The organism is Pseudoalteromonas sp. SG41-1 (assembly GCF_014164575.1).
GTDB lineage: Bacteria > Pseudomonadota > Gammaproteobacteria > Enterobacterales > Alteromonadaceae > Pseudoalteromonas > Pseudoalteromonas rhizosphaerae.
The window spans coordinates 1-21,783 of sequence record NZ_JACJFL010000060.1 but is presented as its reverse complement, the minus strand read 5'-3'; the positions used below and the strand labels follow the sequence as shown (position 1 = coordinate 21,783).

19 protein-coding genes and 1 rRNA gene are annotated in these 21,783 nt (G+C 40.6%); 19 read left to right on the top strand and 1 reads right to left on the bottom strand.

Features of this window, described 5'->3' with window-relative positions:
* From rrf to H5203_RS20470, 19 genes are all read left to right on the top strand, one after another.
* A 5S ribosomal RNA gene (gene rrf / locus H5203_RS20560) occupies positions 1-108 on the top strand; the annotation flags it as partial.
* 343 nt (positions 109-451) lie between these two features.
* Positions 452-1,711 (top strand): aromatic amino acid transport family protein, encoded by a 1,260-nt coding sequence (locus H5203_RS20555; protein WP_182820219.1) that lies wholly within the window; start codon positions 452-454, stop codon positions 1,709-1,711.
* An 823-nt stretch (positions 1,712-2,534) separates the two neighbouring features.
* Positions 2,535-3,320, top strand: a complete 786-nt coding sequence (locus H5203_RS20550; RefSeq protein WP_182759145.1) for a hypothetical protein — start codon at positions 2,535-2,537, stop codon at positions 3,318-3,320.
* Between the two features lie 53 nt (positions 3,321-3,373).
* Positions 3,374-4,834: a YcaO-like family protein gene (locus H5203_RS20545; protein ID WP_182735798.1), complete on the top strand. Its 1,461-nt coding sequence runs from the start codon at positions 3,374-3,376 to the stop codon at positions 4,832-4,834.
* A gap of 351 nt (positions 4,835-5,185) precedes the next feature.
* Positions 5,186-6,277, top strand: coding sequence for a ThiF family adenylyltransferase (locus tag H5203_RS20540; RefSeq protein ID WP_182735797.1), 1,092 nt, complete (start codon positions 5,186-5,188; stop codon positions 6,275-6,277).
* Between the two features lie 10 nt (positions 6,278-6,287).
* Positions 6,288-7,082 (top strand): hypothetical protein, encoded by a 795-nt coding sequence (locus H5203_RS20535; RefSeq protein WP_182820218.1) that lies wholly within the window; start codon positions 6,288-6,290, stop codon positions 7,080-7,082.
* A complete protein-coding gene (locus H5203_RS20530) occupies positions 7,075-8,034 on the top strand; it encodes a SagB/ThcOx family dehydrogenase (RefSeq protein ID WP_182820217.1) in 960 nt (319 codons plus the stop codon). Before H5203_RS20535 ends, H5203_RS20530 begins: the two co-directional genes overlap by 8 nt.
* 12 nt (positions 8,035-8,046) lie before the next feature.
* Entirely contained in the window at positions 8,047-8,739 is a 693-nt protein-coding gene (locus H5203_RS20525) for a CPBP family intramembrane glutamic endopeptidase (protein WP_182735794.1), read from the top strand.
* Between the two features lie 7 nt (positions 8,740-8,746).
* Complete coding sequence (locus H5203_RS20520; protein ID WP_182735793.1) at positions 8,747-9,613, top strand: ABC transporter ATP-binding protein; 867 nt, start codon at positions 8,747-8,749, stop codon at positions 9,611-9,613.
* Positions 9,606-10,745: an ABC transporter permease gene (locus tag H5203_RS20515; RefSeq protein WP_182759143.1), complete on the top strand. Its 1,140-nt coding sequence runs from the start codon at positions 9,606-9,608 to the stop codon at positions 10,743-10,745. The genes H5203_RS20520 and H5203_RS20515 overlap by 8 nt, the downstream gene beginning before the upstream one ends.
* Positions 10,742-12,019 (top strand): efflux RND transporter periplasmic adaptor subunit, encoded by a 1,278-nt coding sequence (locus tag H5203_RS20510; protein WP_182735791.1) that lies wholly within the window; start codon positions 10,742-10,744, stop codon positions 12,017-12,019. Before H5203_RS20515 ends, H5203_RS20510 begins: the two co-directional genes overlap by 4 nt.
* A gap of 4 nt (positions 12,020-12,023) precedes the next feature.
* Complete coding sequence (locus H5203_RS20505) at positions 12,024-12,737, top strand: ABC transporter ATP-binding protein (protein ID WP_182759141.1); 714 nt, start codon at positions 12,024-12,026, stop codon at positions 12,735-12,737.
* 1 nt (position 12,738) lies between these two features.
* Positions 12,739-13,899: an FtsX-like permease family protein gene (locus H5203_RS20500; RefSeq protein WP_182820216.1), complete on the top strand. Its 1,161-nt coding sequence runs from the start codon at positions 12,739-12,741 to the stop codon at positions 13,897-13,899.
* Position 13,900: 1 nt separating this feature from the next.
* Entirely contained in the window at positions 13,901-15,076 is a 1,176-nt protein-coding gene (locus H5203_RS20495) for an FtsX-like permease family protein (protein ID WP_182735788.1), read from the top strand.
* Between the two features lie 19 nt (positions 15,077-15,095).
* The gene (locus H5203_RS20490) at positions 15,096-15,794 is read left to right on the top strand and encodes a hypothetical protein (protein WP_182735787.1); all 699 of its coding nucleotides are present in this window, start codon (positions 15,096-15,098) and stop codon (positions 15,792-15,794) included.
* A 16-nt stretch (positions 15,795-15,810) separates the two neighbouring features.
* Positions 15,811-17,118: a hypothetical protein gene (locus H5203_RS20485; protein ID WP_182820215.1), complete on the top strand. Its 1,308-nt coding sequence runs from the start codon at positions 15,811-15,813 to the stop codon at positions 17,116-17,118.
* Positions 17,119-17,416: 298 nt separating this feature from the next.
* Complete coding sequence (locus H5203_RS20480) at positions 17,417-17,947, top strand: hypothetical protein (RefSeq protein WP_182820214.1); 531 nt, start codon at positions 17,417-17,419, stop codon at positions 17,945-17,947.
* A gap of 94 nt (positions 17,948-18,041) precedes the next feature.
* Positions 18,042-19,829: a bifunctional diguanylate cyclase/phosphodiesterase gene (locus H5203_RS20475; protein ID WP_182820213.1), complete on the top strand. Its 1,788-nt coding sequence runs from the start codon at positions 18,042-18,044 to the stop codon at positions 19,827-19,829.
* A gap of 81 nt (positions 19,830-19,910) precedes the next feature.
* Complete coding sequence (locus H5203_RS20470) at positions 19,911-20,738, top strand: ABC transporter substrate-binding protein (RefSeq protein ID WP_182820212.1); 828 nt, start codon at positions 19,911-19,913, stop codon at positions 20,736-20,738.
* 48 nt (positions 20,739-20,786) lie between these two features.
* Here the strand turns inward: H5203_RS20470 and suhB are convergent, their stop codons facing one another.
* The gene (gene suhB, locus H5203_RS20465; protein WP_145236520.1) at positions 20,787-21,590 is read right to left on the bottom strand and encodes an inositol-1-monophosphatase; all 804 of its coding nucleotides are present in this window, start codon (positions 21,588-21,590) and stop codon (positions 20,787-20,789) included.
* Between the last annotated feature and the right edge of the window lie 193 nt (positions 21,591-21,783).

Here is a 21,783-nt window from a genome sequence, read left to right as displayed (position 1 = left end):
ACAATAGCGTTTTGGACCCACCTGACCCCATGCCGAACTCAGTAGTGAAACGAAACAGCGCCGATGATAGTGTAGCATTTGCTATGTGAAAGTAGGACATTGCCAGGCTCCAAATTGAGAAAGCCCGACTAGAAATAGTCGGGCTTTTTTACGTTTAAAATGTGAGTTAGCGAGAGTAAAGTTAGCGAGAGTAAAGTTAGCGAACGTTTGACATAGGGCGCGAAAAGTTTATTTTTGTAAAACTCGAAACTCGAAACTCGAAACTCGCAAATTTATTTCCTCTATCAGCTAAAGAATTTTGATTTTATGACTGTTTCAAATTCATGACAGTAAGTAACTCAGTAATTACAAAATAGGCTGTAATATTTAGTTAATTATGTCGCCAAAAACTGAAATAATGTGTTGATTTCTATATGCTCTTGCCAAATTATTATACTAATAGGTGAAGTGCATGAACTCTTCCACTGATGCTGCGCAGTTTGACGCAGTGACAACAAGTAAATCGAAATGGAACTTTCATGATACCCAATGGGTGTTGAGTCTTTTTGGTACTGCCGTCGGTGCCGGTATTTTGTTTTTGCCAATTAATATTGGTATTGGTGGCTTTTGGCCGCTGATCATTTTAGCGTGTTTAGCGTTTCCAATGACTTTCTTAGCCCACCGTGGTTTAGCGCGTTTTGTATTGTCATCAAAGAACAAAGATGCTGATTTTACCGATGTGGTTGAAGAGCATTTTGGTGTGAATGCTGGTAGATTAATTTCATTATTGTATTTCTTATCAATATTTCCAATTCTACTGATCTATGGTGTTGGCCTAACTAATACTGTTGATAGTTTTATGGTAAACCAATTAGGTATGGAAGCACCTTCTAGAGTATTGCTTTCAGGAATTTTAGTTGCAGGTATGATCAGCTTGATGCTCGGTGGTGAAAGGCTAATGTTGCGTGCTTTTGCTATTTTAGTGTATCCGTTAGTCGGTATTTTATTGTTTTTATCGTTGTATTTAATTCCGAGCTGGCAAGTACCAAATATGGCCTTTCCTGAGTTTGCAGGCTTTAGTAAAACGTTATGGCTGTCAATTCCTATTATAGTGTTCTCATTTAGCCACGCAGCGGCGATCTCAAGCTTTGTAAACGTACAGCGAGGTCATTATGGTAAACAAGCGACAGCTAAGTCCGAGGCGATTCTAAAGCGCACCAGTTTATTACTGATAGTGTTCGTTCTATTGTTTGTATTTTCGTGTGTACTTTCATTAACACCAGAGCAAATGTTGCAAGCAAAAGCACAAAATGTATCCGTGTTATCATACTTAGCTAATGTTACTGACAACTCATTTATTGCCACCTTTGGCCCGCTAGTCGCGTTTATTGCTATCACTTCATCTTTCTTAGGTCACTTTTTAGGAGCAAGAGAAAGCTTTAATGGGCTTGTTACTAAGCAAACCAACCTATCAGTGAAGAACGCCGATAAAATTGGCGTTGCTATTATGTTCTTGGCAATTTGGTTTTGTGCTGTTAAAAACCCAAGTATCTTAGATATGATGGACCAACTATCAGGGCCGATTATTGCGATGATCTTATTCATCATGCCAATGATCGCTGTTTATAAGGTTCCAGCATTACAAAAGTACCGTGGCTGTTTTAGCACTTTGTTTGTGTTAGCTGTAGGCTTATTAGCGGTAGCTGCATTGATTTATGGTTTTGTTGCTTAGCGAGTAGCTTTAGGGACTTTAGTTAGATTAAATAAAGGCCCTGTAGGTGACAAACTTACAGGGCTTTTTAGTTTATGCTATTGCAGCTAGAGCGCAGGTTCTAATATCAGCGGTAAAAGCTAGACTTTTTTGAAACTTGTATCAGACGTGGCAATACCATTTTTACTCTCGTTTGCAGGAGACACAGCTTGGCCTTGTACATTATAGATTTTTAATTTGCACTTGGTAGGCTGAATCAGTCGCACTTGCAATAGTCGTCATTACTGCTTTCGTTAGCTATAAGCTTACTAAGCACTAATTGATTTTCTGGCACGTATAGCAGTGCATCGCCTTTTTCTACGCTCCACTAAAGGTCTGATTCAAAATTGTTTTCGAACTCAGAATTTGTGTAAGTTAAATGTAATGGGATTGATGCAGCATTTTTCGCAAAAACTTTATCAATCAGCAATAATACTGAATCATTATTAGGACTAATCCTGACACTAGACTAGATGCGTTAAAAAATCTCTCATTTAGAACAACTCAATAACGAAATTTCTGCCTTGCTATCGCCCAGATTTCCTCACCTCTAAACAGATCACTTAATTAAGCGAATTGGTATAAAAATCGTACTAATTACATTCAGTTTCTTAAGTTTTATATCAGATTTAATTGAATGTAAAAGCTCAATTTATAACGATCTCGCTGTGTGATTTGTATATTTAATGTACAAAAAATTGACAAGTTTAAAAAAGGGAACAACAATAATAGGAACAAGGATCATATAAAACTTGTTGAGGCCAAACGGCCCAACAAAATAGTTTGAAATAAAAAGGAAATTATAATGAGAGTATTATTAGTTTTTGTCTTTCTTACGCTATTGCTTACAACCTCAAATCTAAAAGCAGAACAAGATCACAAAGATTCAAGTTTAAACAGCATTTCCGATAGTATTCAAAGATTTTACTCGTTAAGTAAAACAGAAAATTTAAAAGAATATGAAGAATTACTACTGAATAAAAAAGCTAATTCAGAAGAAGAGTCACTTTTGGTTCAGTATTTTATCGCACTCATCAACTACAGACTTGGGCTGCTGGATTACGAAAATGGCGAAACCTATTTTCAGAAGTGCCTTGATACTAACAACAATATACTCTCCAAGTCAGCAGAATATACCGAAGCGCATGTGCTCACCGCCGCATGTTCTAATGCTATGATTCGTTACCAACCAGAACAAACAATGGCATTGTCACTTAAAAGCCGTAATGCTCTTGATGCTGCTACGAAAATTGACAGTCAAAATCCTCGCCTTCTATTTATCAAAGGAACAAGCGCAGTGTATATCCCCCCACAATTCGGTGGAGGAATAGACGAAGCTAGTCAATTATTCACCAGAGCTATAACGTACTTCAGAACTCAAAATTCAACGGAGGGCAAGCAGTTACCTAAATGGGGCTTTGACGAGGCTTATCTTTGGTTAGGTATGCTCAAATCCTTGTCAGGTGAGCAAGGAGATGCCATATCTGCACTCACCAAGTCATTAGAAATTTCTGACAATATTTGGGTGAAAAACACTTTGATACCAACTCTAAAGAGGGGGGAGTCAATCGCGCAGTACTTTGGGCTATAAATAACTACTGAATAGCAAACATCAAAAGAGTAAATAAGTTTGGGATTATTACTATGTCAGTCAACATTGAATCGACAGCAATTAATCAACAATACCTTTCTCTGCCTTACATTACAGGAAGCAAGGAAAGTAAAGGGTATGAGGAAATAAACTCTTATTATTACCCAAGAGGACCAATCAAAAGAGTACTTAGTTATTTTAGAGGTTCTGGGGGCTTAATTATGTACACGGGCAACTGTGAATTCTATGAGTTTGATCACATTGCCCGAAATATTCTTGGTAAAAAGTCATTCGAGAGTAGTATACAGCGGACCATCTTTGGTGGTGGTAAAGGCTTTGACTTACCTACCATGATGGCCTCCTCCTTAGGCGAAGTTATCGAGAGGGCAATGGGAAGCTTTATCTCATTTGCATATGATGACCAGTTGATACATGGTACTTACAAAACTATGCTGGAAAAAGGATTCAACTGCTTGCATCCCAGTGAATTACCCTTGTTTGCAGATGAACAATACGAAAAAGAAGGATTTGAATACGAAAGATTTACTGAAGATACCTTTGTGGGATGGATTCAAGGTGAATGCTTATTGAATGGTTCTGAGAATATTTGGGTGCCGGCTCAAATCGTTATGCCATTTAATTTACTTCACCCTAAGGAAAATATGTTTTGCTATGCCACTAGTGGTGGACTAGCGACTCATATTACAAAAGAACTGGCCGTTTACCATGGTATTTCTGAAGTGTTAGAGCGCGATGCTGTGAATGTTCACTGGAATACAGGCCATGCTCCAAAGATCATTGAGTTGGACTGCATGCCAGACGATTTTAGAGTGCAACGTATTTTAGAACATGCCCAAACCCTAGTTGACAATATTACTCTTTATTTACATATGACAGATGTAGAGGATTTTTACACTGTCACTGCGGTTGGTTTTGTCGAAGGTTTTAATAAGTATAACTATATTTCCGGAGGCGGTGGTGGTCTGACAATTGAAGACGCCATCCTCTCTGCTTTAGGTGAATTTGCGCAGGCTGAGGGAAGTAGCCGAATAATTCTGAATTGTCCTCAATGGGTATATTCAGAAAGAGTAAAAGAGCTATTTTTTGTTGAAGAAGATGTACCAGTAGAAAAATTCGATATTTTTTATAAAGTAATTGGTCACTATGGTTATCCCTCTCACGCTAAAAAGCTTCAATGGTATCTGGAAGGTTCCGGGAAAGTTAAATTATCAGAATTAATGAGTAAACCTAAAAAGAGTGAATGTAAATTTGAGCAAATGTTGGAGATATCGAGAAAAAATGGATTAAACCCAATATTTTTCGATTTTACGCTACCAAATTTACAAACAGTCCGTTTGACGAAAGTTTTTTGTACCAAACTTACACCTCCATATTTACATTCAATGCCTTCATATGGAGTTGACCGTTATTTCGAATTACCACAAAAATTAAATTGGAAAGACAGAAAGTTAACTTTTGAAGACCTGACTAAATCACCACAACCATATCCATAGAAACTGGGTTACTTGTAATTTAAAACCGGGTTAGCGGTAATGGGTGCTTGTTGCATTACAACTTGCAGCGTTAGTAGGAAAACACACGGAATAACCGTGAGGTTAACTTTTAAATTTAAATATGAGGAAGACAAATGAAACTTTCAAAATCATCAGCTTTCGATCACAGATATGAGTCTGGATTAGCGTTTGCTCCAGGCGGTTGTAACTGCTGGTGCTGTTGCTGCTGTTGCTGTAACGGCGGCGATCAAGTCAAAGCCCTGTAAGCTGAGTTAATTAATGCCGGCTCTTTTATGAGGGTTGGCATTTTTAAAAGAATCTATGTCGACCATAAATATAAGGTAATTATAAATGGCACTTAAAAACGAAAAGTATCAAATTAACCCGCATCTTCGAGTGATAAAAGTCACCGAGAATGAAATATTGGTTAAACACAGTGCTCGCTCTTTCTTTTCCAAAAATTGGACGGATAAAGGGCGCACTGGTTTATTAGGTCGTGTTATTAACCACATGAATAGCCAAACGAATCTTCAGGATTTAAGAGAAAAAGAGATCGTTAAATACGAAGAACAAGAAGACGCCCTGCAACTAATTGAACAATTAATCGAAGAAAAAATACTGGTGGAAGCTGACCACGATTTGGTTGATGTCTACTACCGAGTTATTCAAGATGCCGAAACTCCATTGGCGGATAAACGCATAGGAGTCATTGGTTGCGGTCAGTCGGGAAGTCGCATTGCCAGGCAACTCGTACAAAGCGGCATTAAGCATTTACTACTAGCAGATGATGCTAAAATCAAAAATACCAATACAGTTCATCGCTTCCTTGGTATTGAGCCCAGATACATACAAGAACAGGCTCCGATTGCTGATTGTTTAGCTGAATCTTTTCAACACTATGATTTAAAATGTATTTCTACTATTACCGAAGATAGTTTTTCTAAGGAAAACATCGCCAAGGTTTTCGAAGAGTGTGACTTTGTGGTTGCCGCATTAGATGAATATATGCAGTCTATTTTGCACTCTGTCAATGAGCAGGCTCTGGAAGCTGATAAGCCTTGGGCTATGACTATATTTGATGGCTCTGAAGGTGTCGCTGGGCCCATTTTCGTTCCTGGAGAAACAGGCTGTTTTAACGAGTTTGATATTCAGGGTATTGCCGCAGCGGGCACCTTAAAGCGTGATGTCATCACTTATTACGATGCCGTCAGCGCTATGGGACAACCTGATTTGGGAATAGCCCCCCCTCCCTATGTTGATGTGGTATCAGGACAGTTTACCGCAGGACTGCTGACCTACCTTACAACTGGGAGAAGCTACTTGGTGAGTCGCGCCATACGGACTGACTTCGAACGCATGTCTGTAGATTATGAAGATATTAAACGTATCCCACGCTGCCCGGCTTGTGCTCCATTCCGTCCATTTAGAAACGTGTTCTTGTAGGAGTCCAGTTATGCCATTTATCGATCCTGCCGATTATTTTCTAGATCAGAAAACCACGGCTGAAGGCACTTTTATGCCGCCGATTAACAGCATTGACTTGCTGCCAGAAGTATATAGAGAGTTTCAATGTCGCTTCGGTGAGCTTTCCATTAACCCTGCGGAATTCTTCCACGAAAACTCGAAAGTATCCCGCCATACCACGAGGCGAATCGCTGAAAATCAAGAGAGCATAGATCAAATTATTCAGCATTACATGGATACTTCCTACAACTATAGCCCCGACACTGTAAGTGATATGAATATCAGTCCAATCCTGCCGGCATTTGAATGGTGTAAAGAGGTTCCCGAGTGTTTGCATTCACTGGGACAATTTTCCCCCAAGCGCTTCTACGCCATAGATGCTTATGTACTCACTGGGGACAAGTTGCGCAAGATCCTGCCCAACAAACAAATTCTGGTTAAAGACAGAAATTACGACGCAGCAAAGCTGAAAAAATTGAACCAGTCATTTTACGGACCTAATGTAGATTCGGTATCCAATCAAGACTCACTGGTGTTTCTTGTTGGTTGCCCTTGGAGATATATGATGATCTTTGGGGCTAAAGGCTATCGCAAAATGCTGTTAGATCTGGGTTATATTCTGGGCTTCTACGAAGAAGATATACAAAATGGGCAAATGACGCAACTGGATTACTTCTATGATAACGAAGTGGATCGATTTTTAGATCTGGACGGAATCGAACAGTCTATTCAATGCATTCTCGGCGTTACAAACGAAAAGAGTGGAGTACACAGTCATGGATAATAATGAACAAACCATAGGGCTGGAAGTGTCATCTTCTACACCAATGGCAGAGCAATCTAATCAAAGCGGTCCTTTTTCGAATCGAGATACGGTTACACCTCTTTTGGAACAACTGGAAGCAGCAAATCGAGCGGCCATTGAAGTTTATGTTAAGCGCGCATTGGCTAGGCAAGAAGAAGGTTTAGCGATTAACCCTCTCGCTCTGGCTCATGATGGATTAAAACTGGATGTGGGTGTCGGTAAGCAGGTCATGAATAACATTTTATTCTCAGATAGGCCTGCGATCAATGAGGGAAATGACAACAATACTTTTATCAAACTCCCTGAGCCATGTATACAACCCACGGAAAAGTTTGAGCAACTGATGCGCCGAAGGAAATCAGTGCGAGATTATACTGATGAAGAAGTATCATTGGCAGAAATATCTAGCTTGTGTACATCCACAGTGAGTGCCAGAGATAGATTCAAAATCACTTCATCTCAGGTTATTCCTCATGCACCTCTTGCTCCAACAGGGGGAGGCTTACTCTCTATTCAGCTGTACTATATTTCGCTGAATACGGAATCTCTGTCCCGCGGCATATATAAATACAGAGCTGACAAGCATGCGTTGGAATTGGTGAGTGAAGGTGAAGTAAGGGGTCGCATATTTGAAATTACTTCATTCCAGGACTGGATTGCTCGCTGTGCAGGTATCTTTGTATTAGTTAGTGATTTAGATAGAGTGCAATGGAAATATGAGGACAGAGCTTATCGTTTAACCCATATGGATGCTGGTGTATTAGGGCAAAGCTTGCACTTGGCGGCAACCTCTATTGACCTCGGATCGTGCATGGTGTTCGGTTTTCTGGACAATGAAATGAATCAACTTATGGGCATTGATGGAGACCGTCAATTTGTCTCTCTAATTATGCCAATTGGTAAACCGATATCGGATTTCACCTCACTTTAATAGGAGATGGTTATGATGCTTTATTTGGTGCTAAGTTTTGTTCTGATTTTGGCTGCTGTATTTGCAATATCGGCTCGACTCCTTTCCAGATGGCGCATTGATAGCTATGATTTTTTCAACCGAAACAGCTTGCTAATGTACTCTGCCACCCTAGGTCTTCTGTTTATCGCTGTGTTCTGGGGCACTTCCCACTCCGAAGTTGTGCTGTTGTTCGCATTGCCCTTGGGGTCTGAGCACTGGCTAGTGTTTACAGCAATTATTTTACTGTCCACTATTTCAGGTCTATTACTATTTAAACTAGAAGCTTGGATGATATCTCTAAAAACCAAACAACAAGCGCAATCCCGTACGTCAGTGGTGTCCTATTGGCAAAAGAAATGGTTTGTTCCTGTTGTGGTCTCAATTGTGTTGATGGAAGAGGTTATATGGCGAGCCTACTTGCCATTAGCCATGTTTCAAGAGTGGTCGTTCTCTCTCTCATGGGCGCTCGTCATTAGCTCACTAGCATTTGGGGTTCATCACATATTTTTTGGCTGGATACATGTTATTTTTAAATCAGTATATGGCTTTATTTGGTTGTTAATGACTTTGAGTTCCCAATCATTACTGCCTGCCATTATCGCCCATTGCGCCTTTAATTTTGCAGTCTATTGGCACAGTGCAAATCAAGTCAACACTTTAATCAATGTGAACGAGGAGCAATAAGGCTGATATGTCAAAAATACTCAATTTCAAAAATATCCACAAGTCTTATGACTCCAACCTCGCTCTCAAAGATGTCAGTTTTTCAGTTAGTGCTGGCAAAGTTCTGGGAATTTTGGGCAGAAACGGGGCTGGAAAAACCACCATAGTCAATTTGTTAGTGGGGCTTCTTTCATCAGACGAAGGAGAAGTGGAGTTATTCAATTCGCTTCCTCCGTACGACCAAAACACTCGTTCAAAAATAGGTTTGGCGCCTCAAAGAATTGCTTTGTACAGCAGTTTGTCTATTATGGAGAATCTGACTTTCTTCGCGACTCTGCAGGGCTTAAAGGGAAGTGAACTTGAGCACAAAGTAAATTACGCCTCGGAAAAAATGGGACTGCATACCTTTATCCATCGCAAGGTGAAGTCTTGTTCTGAAGGAATTAAACGTAGAGCAAATATGGCGGTGGCACTGCTGAGTAACGCTGAACTATTGTTACTGGATGAACCTACTGCAGGTGTAGATATTCAAAGTCGGCAACACATATTAGACGTTGTTCTAGATCTGAAAAATTCAGGCAAAACTGTATTGTATACCACGCATTATATCGAGGAGGCGGATCAGGTCTGTGACGAGGTCCTAATACTACACGAGGGCCGAGCTTTGGCTTGTGCTTCCACACTGGATCTTATTGCTCAGTATGGCGGCGATAGTCAAATCTCTTATCAGCAGAGTGAGCAGGGGCAACCTGTGGTTCTTTCTAGCAGAGAACCAGCGAAAGCTGTGCATCAATTATTTAATTCTCACTCCAGCATTTTTAATCTCAAGGTTATTCCGCCCAGCCTGCAAGACGTGTTGACAAATTTGCTGAACGGAGAAAAACTCAGTGCGTGAAATCATCTATTTAATCAAAAAAGATTGCATGTTAATTGTCCGTGATGCATCCAACTTAGTCATGATTTTGTTGTTACCTCTTTTGATCGCGACCATCTTTGGGGCCATTAACAGTGTCAGTGAGGAAACCAATAAACTAGCCATAGCCTTGGTGGACAATGATAAGACAAAAATAAGCACCGCCTATGTAGGTAGATTATCAAAACGAGAAGAGCTGGAAATAATTCAAAGCTCGTTGGAAGAGGCACAAAATGCCACGCGTTTGGGGGACGTCATTGCTTATTTGATTTTGGAGCCAGGTTTTGGCGCTGGATTACAACAGTTTCCTTTTATTACCTCTCCTTCCGAAATCCGCATAGTATCGGATCCCAAGCGCAAGATGATTTCTGGCATGATAACCGGCATCACGATGCCTACCGCGATGGAGTTAGTGCAGGAAAGACAAGGAAGTGGTAATTCGGATATGGCCAGTCAAAGCCTAGAGCCCCTGAAAATCACTCATGAAGATTATGTCGTTGAAAGCGATCTACCCGTGAGTGCTTTCAGTATTACAGTACCACAAGCTTCACTTTGGTCCATATTAGCCTGTGTAGCCATTATGAGCTCCAGCCTCGCCACAGAAAGATTGCAACAAACCATTTTGCGATTAAAAGTCTCCCCTACTCCCATGTGGGTTATTTTGTCCTCCAAGATTCTATCTTGTATGTTCACTATTTTTGTTTCCTGTGTAATTTTAATCGTATTCGGAAAAATTGCGTTTCAACTTAATATTCAATCTTTCGCTATGCTGAGTTTCGCCATTTTGTGTTCGGCATTTTGTTTTGCCGGACTTATGTTAGCCATTGGCAGTATTGGATCTAACCCTGAATCGGTAGCAGGCGCAGCCTGGTCGATTATGGTCATATTTGCCATGTTAGGGGGTGGTATGATGCCCCAATTTTTAATGCCTGAATGGCTGTCTTATCTCAGTAACATAAGTCCTGGGAAATGGTCTATTTTGCTGATGGAAGGGGCAATTTGGCGTGATTATTCAATAGCAGAAGCTCTTTTGCCGGCAGCTATTTTAATCGGTCTTGGCGGATTGGGTTGTGCCGCTGGCATTAGAAACCTCAATCAAGAAAAATTTTTATGAGCCAAATGCAAAATAATCAACAAAAGGACGTAGGCAAAGAGGCCTGTGAGGATATGTTGTCCATTCTGCACAAACTTGAATTTGGCGACACAGCTCCGTTGCACAAACCAAGTAATCTCAAACCGATCTATTATTCAATTTTTGCTTTATTAATACTAGGGGCTGGCTATATTGCAGTTCAGATCTTATCCACAGGTAAACCAACTGAGGTCAGCGTAATTGGCACTCCACAGAACACTAGCTCTTTCGGCTTGGCTCTAGATGCCCAATTAGAGGTATCTGGTTTTGTTGTTGCACCAGAGAGCACCACAGTGTCAGCCAATGTAACGGGTAGAGTGACCGGTATTTCCGTAGGGCTTGGGGATTTGGTGCAAGCGGGTCAAGCTGTCGCCACTTTAGACGACAGGCAAGCAAAGATAGAGCTAAATACCTTTGAAACGAACTTGAAATCTCAGTTATCTCTTAGAGAGGTTAGGCTGGAAGATTTAGCTTTAGCACAAGCTTCCAGTGATAGAGCCAAGCGACTATTAGAAGAGCAGCTCATTAGTGACGAAGCCTACGAACAAGTAATCAGTCAGGTCATTATCAAGAAAATAGCAGCCATCCAGTTAGAGCAATCCATTGATGAGTTAAAAAATGGAATTCTGCAGACTCAGCTGTACCTCGATGACCTAATTATACGCTCGCCGTTTAATGGTATAGTGACCGCTATGAGCGCTAACGTCGGCGAAATTATTTCTCCTGCATCTGCCGGGGGCACTTTTACCCGAAGTGGCATATGCACCATCACAGATTTGTCTTCTTTGGAATTTCATTTCGATGTTAATGAACGCTTTCTTCCACAAGTGGTAAACAGCGACAGTATTAGTGTCAGTTTTACCTCTCAACCCGATTTGCTAGTTGAAGCCAAAATTAAACAAATCGCTCCAATTACTGACAGTCAAACAGGCACTGTTATAGTCATAACAGAACCTGTTGAGCAAGTGCCCACAATCAATCCAGGCGCAACGGTAACAGGGGTGTTTACTAAAAAACCAGACCATTTAAATGACGCACCTAAAGCTATTCTGATTCCTAATTCAGCGGTGCATATTCTAGATGGAAAAACCTATGTATTTGTTGAGGTAAACGGTGTTGCAAGACGGAGGCTAGTTGATGCAAGACAAAAGGCAAATGACGATTATCTGCTAACAGATTTGCCGCAAAGATTAACGGTTATCTCATGGTCTGCTTCACCTCTAACAGATGGTCAAGACATCATTATTAAGCGATAATATTATGTTTTTACAAATAAAAAAATTGTCAAAAGGATATCGAAAAGGCGACACACGCATTATCGCCTTGGATCAAATTAACCTGAATGTCGAGCAGGGGGAGTTTATTGCTTTAACTGGCCCTTCGGGCTCAGGAAAAACTACACTGCTGAATATTATCGGCGGGTTGGACAATCAGGATGCAGGTCAAATACTCATTGAAGGCCAGGTACAAACCAAAGGTTGCGATGCAGAATCTGCGTTTTGGAGAGCGCAAAATATAGGTTTTGTTTTTCAGTTTAGTAATTTACTGCCTTATTTAAGCGCTGCACAAAATGTGGAATTGCCACTACTCCTAACCAGTCTATCATCGAAAAAGAGACGAGAACGAGTCAGTGCAGCACTGGAACTTGTGGGACTAGCCGATAGAGCCTCACACTATCCCAACGAATTATCTGGTGGACAGGAACAAAGAGTCGCGATTGCAAGAGCTTTTGTCAGTTCGCCAAAGTTAATGTTGTGCGATGAACCTACCGGTGATCTGGATAGAGAGTCTGCCAAATCAATTCTGAACTTACTCAACACATTAAAAACAGAGTTTAAGAAAACGATCATTATGGTGACACACGATATGATAGCGGCAGAAGCAACTGACCGACGCATAGAGTTGTACAAAGGAAAGCTAACTCAAGCCATTGTTTCTTCAGAGATCTCCCCATTTTCAGATAAGGAGCGCTAGTGTGGGTTTGTTGCAGATAATAGTGAGGAATATGTTACGTAAGCCGGTACGGCTTGTACTGACTATTATACCTATGTGTTTGGCATTTTTTGGTTTTAGTTTGATTGTTGGCATCGATAATGCTTGTGACGTCGAATTTGAATTAGACGATAAACGTCGCATAGTTACTATAAACCGGCAGTCAATTACCCAGCCGTTAATGCAACCTGCCATCGAACGGGTTAGAAAAATGCCACAGGTAAACGATGCCACTTTCGTCACTTGGTTTGGCGGTTACTTTCTCAAACCTGACCAGACCTTTTCTCAATACGCTATTGAAGAAGACAATTATTTTGCAGTGTTTGACGGAATTCAAGTTCCAGATACTAGTTTGCCCTTGTGGAAGGAAGATCCAACAGCTGTTTTAGTCACACCGGTACTTGCTGAGCGTTTTGATTGGAAAACAGGTGACAAAATCATACTCACCACTAGCATTTGGACCCAAAAGAATTTCAGCAGTGATTGGCCCTTTACCATCGCTGGGATTTTTTATGCCGAGGACGGTACTGAAGAGGAGTCCATGTTAATTAAACATACTTATTTGGAACGGAATCGTTTGTTTGGTAGAGGTATGACTAGTTTTTTTGTATCCCGGATTCGTCCTGAATATGACGTCAACAATACTATCACCCAGTTAGACAACCTGTTTGAAAATAGCAAAAGCCCGACTTTTACATCAAAAGAAAGCGCTTTCGCTGAATCATTTCGTAGGCAGTTAGGCGATTTAGCACTAATGACAAAACTCGTATTAGCCATTGCCGTTCTGGTAGTGTTTTTACTCACATCTAGCTCTATGGCTCAATCGCTGGTGGAGCGAAAAAGAGAGTTGGCACTCTTTAGTGCAGTGGGTTACTCAAAAAGAAAGATTAGTTCATTGTTAGTGATCGAGAATATTTTGGTTGTTGTGTTGGCAATGCTGATTGCTACTTGCATTACTTTTGTAAGCTCCTGGATACTGGGACAAATACTTGTGGATGGTCCATTCTCTGATATTGAGCTCAGGTTTTGGGACATAGTTCAAATTACCGCCATCGCTATTTCTCTTGGTGCAACAGGCGCAACTCTTCCTTTGCTAAAATTGCTGAAGGAAGACTTGTCAGCTAACTTAAAATCGGCGATTTAGCATGAATCTGTTTTTAAATTGTTTACGATTAGACATTAAGAGTTCAGCCAAAAGGCGTTACGAGGTTGCTTCTATTCTAATTTGTTCCGCCAGTTTGACTTTAATCATTTTGGTGTTTTTGTCACTTCGCGTGGGGTTATCTGAGATGATTCAAACAGCGGGATCGGATAAACAATTGATATTACTGGGCAATGGTTCAGAAAGCGAAGTGATCAGTTCCTTTAATTTTCAACAAATTGAACAGCTAAAGACACTCATCTACGCGAATTCCAGTAACCCAGTTATCGCTCCGGAGCTTTTTACTAATATTCGAGTCGGTGACGCCACCAAGCGCGAAGCCCAAGTGATTGCTGTTAGAGGTGTAGGTGATGATTCACTGAAACTGAGAAGTCACTTCAGTATACAAAGCGGCAGAATGTTTGAATCAGGCAGACGTGAACTCATGGTTGGCAACAAGCTGATTTCGCGATTTCCCTGGTTGGGACTGAATCAAAAAATCACTTTGGGTTCATTAGAATGGATTATAGTGGGCGTTTTCTCAACAACTGAAACTGTTGCAGAGTCCGAGATTTGGGGGGACGTTAGCTTACTACAGGATGCTTACAACCGGGGGGCTATTTTTCAATCTATTCGAATTGGATTTGAAGATGCTGAAAGCGCTCAGGCGATAATGAATATGCTCAATCAGGAGAACAACAGAATCAGTTTAGTTGCCAAAACGCAGCGACAGTACTACGCAGGCCAAATTGATGAAATGACTCAGTTTGTAGACATTATCGCCATTCCCAGCATTATAATTTTAATTCTAGCCACAGGTTTTTCGTCATTGCAGAGCATGCATACCATGATTGAAGCGCGCCAGAGAGAAACCGCGTTACTAAGAGCAATAGGCTTTTCTTCGGCAAGTCTGGCGTCCAGTATTTACAGTGTCACCATACTGATCAATATAGCTGGTGCGGTAGTGGGAATATTGGTGACATTGGGCATATTTACCCAAACCAAAGCCGTGATTTTGAATCATCTCAGCCTAAGTGAAGTGGTTTTTCCATTTAGCATTACCTGGCAAAGTGCCTTCATCGCTGTTCTGACTTCTATAGCTATGGCGTTGGTTAGCGGACTACCCCCGACTTTTATTTCACTAAAGCGCTCAATCGTTAACGGTATTAGAAAAGGTTAATTCAAGTAAGGAAATAATAATGAATCAACAAATGCATCGCTTTTTAGACATTGAAGCGCAAATCTGGCAGCTAAAAATGCAACATGATGCCGATGGATTAAAACAGTTCTTTACAGCCTTTGTTGAAGAGCAAATGCCAGAACAATTAAAGCACTGGCAGATCTATTATGGCGCATTTGTGTTATTGACATTGAGTCAATTGGGAGGAGACAGCAAAACACATTCACAACAGGCCATAACCTTGTTGAAAGATGCTCATGGTATAGAAGACAATAGCGATGAATTCTATAATCTGCTTGCCTGTTGTAGTGGTCACTTGGCGGCTGCAACTTCTGAGCCTATAGCGAAGGCGAGAGCAGGGATGACATCGGATAAATCCTTCAAGATTGCGCTTGAAATAAATCCTAACAACCCCCGTACTTACCTATTGCAAGGTTTGTCCTTTATGAACAAACCTAGGCTAGTTGGTGGGAGTAAGAAAAAAGCGCTTACGCTACTGACTAAATCTGTGGAGTTATTCGAAACTGCGCTGCCAGTAACAGAACAAATACCATCATGGGGGCACCTTGATGCTCTTTATTGGCTTTCTAATTGTCACCTGTTCTTCAATCACTTTAAAGAGGCTAGTCAGTATGTAGATCAAGCACTTCACATGGATGCCAGATTTAATTGGGGCTTGTCGCTAAAGCAAAAAATTGAACTTAAAAGTGCTAGTTAAGATTGGAGAAAGCAGAGTGTCTAAGTCTATCCAACAGAACCTGATGATAGCCTCTTTTCTAATCGGGATGAGTTTAGACATCTCTGCCGCCATGATAACCAAACCTGTGGAGAGTTGGTCTCACGTTAAACCTGAGCCCTATATTGGTGTAGGTGAGCTTGACTCTATAGAGCTTGCAGCAGACTTTTCTCTTCGGAGGAAGATCGCTTGGCAAATTTCAGCTGAAGTTTTAGCGCCTGCCAAACAACAAACCGGATTTGGTTTTATTGTGGAAAATAACCTTACTTCACTGTGGCAAACCTGGTTTTCCCGTGATGACATTGAGTATCTTTTAGACACAATAGATTCAAATTCAGCGTTTACGGGTTCGGGGCTTACAGAAAGTGCAGCCCAGAAGTTATTGTCGAGTATTCAAAGACCTAAATCGCCCAATATTGATCCGGCACCATTGACAGGGGGGTTCCAACTATTTTCTCCTGCAGTTTACAACTCTGATTATGTGCTTCACATATTGCAACACTTTCGTAGTATTGCTGCATGTCAAGCGGTGACGGTAAAATTAATGGACACACCGCTAGCGGACAAAGCATCTCATTCCAATTGTATGGTGGAATTTCCGGCAACCTCCATAATGATGAAATTAGCCTGGGGCGAAGTTAAATCTCAAAGTGCCAATGGCCTTTGCTATAAAAGTAATGTTAAAGATTTGAGCCCCAGCGGTGTACATCAGGTTATCGCTAATAGCGGTGCATGGGTTGAAAGAGGAGAGTATTGCCTAGATAAAACTAACGCTTTTACCATGAGTGATGGTGATAGAACCTTTGTCCTAAAAGGTTTTCACATTGTTACTAAAGAGCTTAAAGATTGGATATGGATCTCATTTATTTGGCAACCCGAACCAGATATAGGCTTTGGTAGTGACAGACCGGACAGTATCAGTGACGTCTACAGTAACTATATTATGTTAGTGTCGGTCAATGAACTGGAAATGGATCCCTCCCCAGGAAATGGAATGAATAACCTCCCGCTGTTTACTGGCAGTAAAAAATTATTTTTAAACTATCGCAATAAAAAAGAGGTAATCACTTGGAACTCTAACCCTTTTATTGAAGGGCCCGATTCCACCAGTAATTGTATTAGTTGTCATCAGGGAATATTTGCCACGGGCAAATTTGGGCCAAATACAGAGCGTAAACATTTTCCTTATGACTATACCTTTGGCACGCAAAACCGTGATCTTATCTTGATGCCAAGAGTATCATTCAGAAAAGCCATTAACCGAGGCGCAGCGAAATTTAGGTCTAGTCACAAAGATGACAAATAGGGTAAGCGAACTCAGTTTTGAAAATTAACAATGTACTTGAAAAAGCTAAGGAGGTTAGAAGTGCCCCGATGGTGGTGGTGAATAGTCTAATAGTATTTGTAGCTTTAGAGTATCAAGCCAGAGAGAAGCTGAAAGAATAAAAGGCCTACGTAAGGGGCAAGCCCCTTGTATTTGCATATTTGTCGGCGGGGTTTTATGCCGCGTAGCTTTAAATAGGTCGCTGTTAATAATTGCTATTTATGGAACGTAATATTTCCTATAATAGTAATTATTGATTAAGTATTGATGTAACCAACTAATGTTAAAGCAACTTGTAGTCGCTAGTAGTCTAATTATTGTTAGCGGATGTGATGACAACGTTAAACCTAAGCAATCAAAGGCTGCAGTACAACCTTATCAATTAACAACACTTGAACATTATCAGCATCAAGCTAATAACTTACTTCGCAGTATTAGAGTGCAAAAAGACGCAGCTAATTTAGAAACTCAATCTGCTGATTTAGTCGCGCTATCGCAGACTATCCTCAATGACTTGATAGTTGATTATCCACAATGTGCTGAATACATAAATGCGCTTATTGCTGTTGCTGATTTGCTCCCTTCATTGCCCCTAGAAGAAATTGAAAGTGGTTATCATAGCGATGGTAAGCTACCTAAGTTTGACGATCCCATATGTTATCACGGTAAGGATTTATTGGTTCATCCTGCGACTGTACAGGCGGTTGCTCGTTTAGGATTTGTTGACCCACAAGCTTATGAATATGCTGAACTTGGGATTATTGAGGTGATAGCTCATTTTGATCAGGTTGAACAAGCATTAAATAAATAACAAAATGCCGGAGTGTTAACGGGTACTGACATAAAATTGTCATACCAGCTTGCTACTTTAGCACTCTCTTAATGAAGTAATGGGTTGATGATAAGTGAGTGCTCGGCTAGCTATATTAGAAAATATCTTAAAAAACAGTGAAATAACGACACTGTTTCAACCCATCTTTGATATTGCAGGGCAGCAAATTTTAGGTTACGAAGCATTAAGTCGAGGCCCTAAAAATTGCGATCTAGAGATGCCAAATGCGCTTTTTAGTGCTGCAATTGTGCACGATAAAATCTCAGAGCTTGAGTTGTTATGCCGTTCAAAAGCGATCGAAAATTTTGTAAGGTTAAAACTACATGGCAAATTATTCTTAAATGTAAGTCCTAAAACGTTACTTGATCCCTGCCATCCGAAAGGCGAAACATTACACCTAATTAAGCAGTTTGGCTTGGCCGCTAATAGAGTGGTGATTGAAGTTACCGAACAAGAAAAGGTTGATGATGGTTTTTTATTGCTAAAAACAATTGCCCATTATCGCCAGCTCGGTTTTTCGATTGCCATCGATGATTTAGGTGCAGGCTACTCAGGGTTAAAGCAATGGTCAGAATTATGTCCTGACTATGTGAAGATTGACCGTTATTTTATTGACCATTGCGATGAAAGCGTGGTTAAAAAAGAATTTTTAAAATCAATTATAGAGTTAGCGAAAGTTACCAAAACAGCGGTGATAGCAGAGGGCATAGAGCGGGTTGAAGAACTCAGTTTACTTGAAGGGCTAGGCATTGTGAATGCGCAAGGCTTTTTGCTGGAACGACCAAGTTTAAAACCTAGCTTAGCGTTTGACTCAGCTCAATTACAGCAATTAAGTTTTACCCCACTTAACAATCAGTTTGAGCAATCAATGGCGATAGGTTGGTTAGCAATCGAACAAGCCCCAATAGACAGTCATACTCGTTGTAAAGATGCGCATAATATTTTTGAAAAAGATAAATCGATTATCAGTCTTGCGGTTGTCAATGAAAGCTTGCAGCCGATAGGCTTATTACACAAAGATCAACTAACAGAAGTATTTGCGGCTCCTTATGGCCATGCTTTATACGACAAACAACCGGTTACGGCATTAATGCACAAGCAACCCTTGGTAGTTGATGAAAATCAGCTGCTTGATACTGTTAGTCAGCAAATTACCGAAAATGATTTTGATATTCGCCGTCATATTGTGATCACTCGCACTGAGCAGTACTTAGGGCTCGCGCCACTGCGGGATATTTTAAAACATATTACGGAAGAGAAAATTCGTCATGCTCAGCATGCTAATCCACTTACTATGCTGCCGGGGAATGTTGCAATTAACGAAGCAATTGAGCATAGATTAAGAGCCAAACACAGCTTTGCATTAGCCTATATTGATTTAAACCACTTTAAGCAGTTCAACGATTTATATGGTTACGCCAGTGGTGATAGTGTTATCAAATTATTGGCCGATGTCACCACCCAAGCTTGTAGTAATGTGCCCAGTTTTGTTGGTCATATTGGTGGCGATGATTTTATGGTGGTCTTTGATGGTGATGATGCGGCTACAGTATGTAACAACATAATAACTGAGTTTGAGCTGAAATCTCGTGCATTCTTTACGCCAGAGCATATTGCCAGTGGTGGTTATTGGGCAACTAATCGTGAAGGTGAAAAGCAATTTGTACCTTTACTTACTTTATCGATTGGCGTTGTTGAACCCGATCTAGAGCAGTGTACTAACAGCCATCAAATTGCTGCATTGGCAACAGATGCTAAAAAAGAAGCAAAACGCTATCGCCACAGCTATCTATTTTTATGTAAACGACGTGGTCCTGCTTTGGCGGTTGTACGTTTAACTCCTGAGAAACAAGTCATATAAAATAACGTTAAGTAGGGCTGTTTTTCTTGAGTATTTATTGCTCAGCGTGTAGCTTTACTAAAACACTAGAAAATAATAAATATGACTAGGTATTTCTTTTCACTCATCTCGCTCTCGGTACTTATTGTTAGTACTGTATACAGTGCTAAAACTGCAGCAAAAGAAACGGTCACAATCGCTCAAGAACCTCGAACATTATATAAACGAGATGCATACTTAAAAGAGTTACTGCAACGTGCGCTTGATGCTGCTAATTATTCAGCCCAGTTAGAATCTGTCGTGGTACACCCTCACCAACAGCGAGCGCTCATAGCCCTTGCCGATAATAGCGTTGACCTATATTGGAGTATGACCAGCCCCGAACGCGAAACCTTAGCAATACCGATAAAAGTGCCGTTATTTAAAGGTTATATTGGTAAGCGAGCCTTAGTAACTAGGCAGTTGTTTCTTAATCGCTTTGCTGATATCAAGAGCAAAGAGCAACTAAAAGGGTTTACTGCAATTCAAGGGCATGACTGGCCGGATACCAAAATATTGGCATATAATGATTTATCGGTGCGACCGTTTGCAAATTATCAAGCGATGTTTAATATCGTTTTGACCGGACGAGTTGATTACTTTCCTCGCTCCTTCATAGAAGTAAGCTCAGAGTTAAAAGAAGTTAATAAGCAAGCGCTTGTTATTGTGCCAAATTTATATATTAGCTACCCGAGTGCTTTTTATTACTTTGTGGCCAAACACAAGCCAGAACTGGCAAAAACGCTCAGCGATGGCTTATCTATTATGCAAAAGAACGGTAGTTTTGATGAGCTATTTAACCAGTATTTTGGCGATGATTTAAAGGCCTTGCCATTTGATCCGCAAAATACTGTTGAGATAAAATTAGAGAACCCTTATTTTAATCATTAAAAAAGGAGCCTAGGCTCCTTTTAGTATCGATCTTAGTATAACTCGCTATTAGCGAAGTAACGCTTCAGTTAATACTGGGCGAATTTCACGGATCATCGCTTGTGTTAATTTCGGTGCGCCACAGATAATATTACCGCTGTGAGCGTAATTATTACCACCGGCAAAATCTACAACCATACCGCCAGCTTCTTTAACCATTAGTTCACCTGCAGCTGAGTTCCATGGTTTCAAACCAATTTCAAAGAAACCATCAACACGGCCAGCTGCCACGTATGCCATGTCTAGTGCAGAACAACCGGCACGGCGAATATCAGCAGTGTGAACAAACAATGCTTTGAATGCTTCAGTATACGCATCCATATGGTGTTTGTTTTTGAATGGGAAACCAGTGGCAAGAACAGTACCAGAAAGAACGGTAGTTTTACTTACACGAAGACGTTTGCTATTTAGCTGTGCGCCTTGACCACGAGAAGCGGTGAAAAGCTCGCCACGAATTGGATCGTAGATAACAGCTTGGTCTAGACGACCTTTAACTTTAAGTGCGATAGAAACCGCGTAATGAGGGATGCCTTTGATGAAGTTTGTAGTGCCATCAATAGGATCAACAATCCATTGGTAATCTGCATCTTTACCTACGTGCTCACCTAGCTCTTCACCAACAATAGAGTGAGTAGGGTAAGATTGTAAAATAGTGTCGCGAATTACGGCTTCGGCTTCTTTATCAATATTCGTTACTAAATCATTAGTGCCTTTTTGTTGCACTTCAACTTTTGATAAATCTTCGCCAGCGCGAAGTAAAATTTTGCCTGCGTTACGCGCAGCGCGAACCGCAATGTTTAACATTGGATGCATGGTATTACCTTTGGGTTGTAAAAGAACGTGTATATATTTCTATATATTTCAGCCGGCGTATTCTAGCGATTTTTGACACAAAGTAAACAATAAACCCCAAAAATTTTTGGTTGTTTTTTGTACTGGGTTGAGTTGCAAGGTAAAAATTACAAGACAAAAGCCAGCATTGATCGTTGATACATAAAACTTCCCA

Excerpts from the sequence above, each read along its gene's own strand:
- H5203_RS20555 (WP_182820219.1), top strand. The coding sequence starts at position 452 with ATGAACTCTTCCACTGATGCTGCGCAGTTTGACGCAGTGACAACAAGT.
- H5203_RS20550 (WP_182759145.1), top strand. The coding sequence starts at position 2,535 with ATGAGAGTATTATTAGTTTTTGTCTTTCTTACGCTATTGCTTACAACC.
- H5203_RS20545 (WP_182735798.1), top strand. The coding sequence starts at position 3,374 with ATGTCAGTCAACATTGAATCGACAGCAATTAATCAACAATACCTTTCT.
- H5203_RS20540 (WP_182735797.1), top strand. The coding sequence starts at position 5,186 with ATGGCACTTAAAAACGAAAAGTATCAAATTAACCCGCATCTTCGAGTG.
- H5203_RS20535 (WP_182820218.1), top strand. The coding sequence starts at position 6,288 with ATGCCATTTATCGATCCTGCCGATTATTTTCTAGATCAGAAAACCACG.
- H5203_RS20530 (WP_182820217.1), top strand. The coding sequence starts at position 7,075 with ATGGATAATAATGAACAAACCATAGGGCTGGAAGTGTCATCTTCTACA.
- H5203_RS20525 (WP_182735794.1), top strand. The coding sequence starts at position 8,047 with ATGATGCTTTATTTGGTGCTAAGTTTTGTTCTGATTTTGGCTGCTGTA.
- H5203_RS20520 (WP_182735793.1), top strand. The coding sequence starts at position 8,747 with ATGTCAAAAATACTCAATTTCAAAAATATCCACAAGTCTTATGACTCC.
- H5203_RS20510 (WP_182735791.1), top strand. The coding sequence starts at position 10,742 with ATGAGCCAAATGCAAAATAATCAACAAAAGGACGTAGGCAAAGAGGCC.
- H5203_RS20505 (WP_182759141.1), top strand. The coding sequence starts at position 12,024 with ATGTTTTTACAAATAAAAAAATTGTCAAAAGGATATCGAAAAGGCGAC.
- H5203_RS20495 (WP_182735788.1), top strand. The coding sequence starts at position 13,901 with ATGAATCTGTTTTTAAATTGTTTACGATTAGACATTAAGAGTTCAGCC.
- H5203_RS20490 (WP_182735787.1), top strand. The coding sequence starts at position 15,096 with ATGAATCAACAAATGCATCGCTTTTTAGACATTGAAGCGCAAATCTGG.
- H5203_RS20480 (WP_182820214.1), top strand. The coding sequence starts at position 17,417 with ATGTTAAAGCAACTTGTAGTCGCTAGTAGTCTAATTATTGTTAGCGGA.
- H5203_RS20470 (WP_182820212.1), top strand. The coding sequence starts at position 19,911 with ATGACTAGGTATTTCTTTTCACTCATCTCGCTCTCGGTACTTATTGTT.
- suhB (WP_145236520.1), bottom strand. The coding sequence starts at position 21,590 with ATGCATCCAATGTTAAACATTGCGGTTCGCGCTGCGCGTAACGCAGGC.